This window comes from Acinetobacter sp. 228 (assembly GCF_048147885.1).
Window position 1 is genome coordinate 1 of record NZ_JAYWYV010000044.1, and the last position, 3,061, is coordinate 3,061.

Annotated in this window: 2 protein-coding genes and 1 pseudogene; all 3 read left to right on the top strand. The window is 33.1% G+C overall.

Annotated elements, in window-relative coordinates; genetic code table 11:
• Nucleotides 1-281 (top strand): type I secretion C-terminal target domain-containing protein (locus VXQ92_RS15480; RefSeq protein WP_416682390.1); only part of this gene is annotated, 281 nt, incomplete at its 5' end.
• A 149-nt stretch (nucleotides 282-430) separates the two neighbouring features.
• The gene (locus VXQ92_RS15485; protein WP_416682391.1) at nucleotides 431-2,086 is read left to right on the top strand and encodes a poly alpha-glucosyltransferase; all 1,656 of its coding nucleotides are present in this window, start codon (nucleotides 431-433) and stop codon (nucleotides 2,084-2,086) included.
• A pseudogene (locus tag VXQ92_RS15490) lies at nucleotides 2,083-3,061 on the top strand (CapA family protein); the annotation flags it as partial. The gene VXQ92_RS15485 and the pseudogene VXQ92_RS15490, both read left to right, overlap by 4 nt.

Consider the following 3,061-nt stretch of genomic DNA (forward strand, 5'->3'; position numbering starts at 1 on the left):
ATGGCGTAGATACTTGGACTGACTTCCATGTTGGTAATGTTGCTACAGACAAACAGGCTGATCTGATTGATATCAGAGGATTACTCGATGGAGCTCAAACAGACGCCAATATTGGAGAGTATTTGAATGTCACAGTAAGTGGTGGTAATACAACAATCCAGATTGACCGTGATGGGTTAACAGGTCTATTCCCTGCAAATAACTTCACTACATTGTTAGTCTTACAAGGTGTTACTACAACAGAGACTGAATTACTTAACAATGGTCAAATTCTCTATTAATAGATAATTGACTTCATCAGAAAAAGAGAACCCTAGGGTTCTCTTTTTTTATGTTTAAACAATACGTTAACCTAGCTTTGTAAGAGTTCATGCTATGATGCATTGAGAATTTTATAGAACAACAAATAACGGATAGGGACTTAATTCGAGTGGCGGTATTTTTAGACTTCAAAAGACAGCTCAAGCTTTGGTTAGAACATATTGTTCACCATGTTTCAGACCTTCAAGAAGAAACTATTTTATTTATATCATTTGGCCCTAAAGATCACAGATGTAGCGTATGGCATAGTGAAAAAACAGTGCTTACACAAGCAACTCTACAATTATTTAATTTTATTGATGATCAGTTTTCGCCAGATCAACTTCCAGACTACATAAAAATTGATGTTGCGTACAATTTAGAAAAGCAAAGTTGGAACCAAATAGAGCAGCAGGTTCATCACCAATTTCACAATAATCATTACCGCAGAGGTATTGGATTTGATGATTCCTGTTCGGTAGCTTTTCTGGAGCAAGAAATATATGGAAAAGCCATTATTCGGGGCTTAAGTTATGACAAGCCGAACTTTTTTGATGAAACAAATCTGAACTATGCAATTAAACAAAAATATCGTGCAACAAAGCCAGAAATTAAACTTCAGTCACTACAAGAAGTGTGGACTTTCGATACCTATGCAACTTTTTATGAAAATGGACAATTTATTAATTTAGCAAGTCGCTACGATGCAAATGGTATTAGAGCCATTGCTAGCAATAAAAAACAGCACTTTAGAGACCTCATTGAAAAAAATGCAGCGTTTTTACATAGCCAGATTCAAGAAAATGGCAAATTCATTTATGGATATTTTCCTGCTTATGATCGTGATATACGGAACTATAATACGGTACGTCACTGTACTTCGCTTTACGCGCTTTTAGAGACTTTTGAAGTACAAGATAAACCTGAATACTGGCCTAAAATTGTTGCAGCAATTCAATACGCACTTACTACTTTCTATAAAGAAAAAGACCCAATAACTGCGTTTATGATTGATGGTAAAGAAGGGGAGCTAGAAATTAAATTAGGTGCAAATGCCGCAGCTATTTTAATGTTAACGAAATATCAAGAAATCACAGGAAAAGATGATTATTTAAAATATGCAGAGAAACTTGCTCATGGTATTTTAGAATTAGTGGATCCGGATGGATTAACTACTCATGTATTAAATTATCCAAATTATGATTTAAAAGAAAAGTTCAGAATCATTTATTATGATGGAGAAGCAGCATTAGCTTTATTAAGGTTATATCAAATTAATCAGGATAAAAGATTATTAGACACAGTTAAGTTAATGTTTGAAAATTTTATTCATAAAAGATATGAAAAATATCATGATCACTGGTTAAGTTATTGTACCAATGAGCTTACAAAAATATGCCCTGAAGAAAAATATTTTATTTTTGGTTTAAATAATTATTTAAAACATTTTATTTTTATTCGAAATAGAAAAACAACATATGCCACTTTATTAGAAATGCTAATGGCAGCCTATAAAATGGTTAATCGTTTAAAAGAGCAAGGCCATAATGCACTTTTTGACCAAGCATATATGTCTGAGTTAAAAAAACTCATTACATTTCGAGCCGAATTTCAAACCACAGGTTTTTTCTATCCAGAAATAGCCATGTATATGGCTCGACCAGATAAAATATTGCATGCTTTTTATGTACGGCATGATCGCTTTAGAGTAAGAATTGATGATCAGGAACACAACCTTTCTGGTTATATTGCCTACGTAAAAGATTTCGAAGGGGGGGAGATATGACTTACCCTCTATTTGAACTTAAGCTGCTAGCTGCTCTTGATCATGCTCAATTTGAAGAGGCAATTTGGGCATTTGAAATTGATGGAGACATTTCTACATTATTACTGATTGATTATGCATTAGAACAATTCCATCAAAAAAAAGTTCAAGCTGATGAAATCTATCGGGTTCCTGAACAAAAAATTAAGAAAATTGGTGAACAAAATTTAGGTCTAGAAAAAAATGAATCATATACATTTGCCGAGCTCTTACAATTCTTAATTTTTACTCAGGCAAATGATGTTAAAGATGCCTTAAGCAATATGCTGTTGGGTTCTGTTGAGCAAACACAATTAATCTTGTCTAAAAGAGCAGAAGATTACCAGTTAGCTTTAAGAGCACCTAATCAATTAAAAAATCTATTTTTGTTGGTAAAACACATTTATAGCTATCCAGCCGAGCTGAAAAAACTTTTCTTTATTAGAACACTTTCTTTTAAAAATAAAGTATATCAACCGATTACGCCTTTGCTTGCTCATCCGGTACTCACTTCGGTTTTATATATCTCACATACCTTTAGGCAGATTTATATCACTTATTCCGAACATAACCGGAGCATTGGTTTTTTCTCTTTTCTGGATGATATTCACCGTCTGGAGCATTTGGTTCCTTACTACCATTATTTTCAAGAAGGGCATGCCAAGGCAAAAAAATATTCTTCTCAAACAGGTATTATCAATATTCTTGGAGATACCTATTTTGGTGAAATGTATACTGAAAAGCGTAAGTCTAGAGGGCAAACAGATGCCTTACAGCAATATGGATATCATTATTCATTTGAAAAAATACAGCCCTTTTTAAGTAAAAATGACATCAATATAGCTAACTTTGAAGCAGTATTTTCTTTAGAAAATCAATCGCCGTTAAAAGATAAAAAGCCATTTGTTTTAAAAGCAGATGCTAAAAAAACATTAGAAGAATTTAAGAGCATTCACC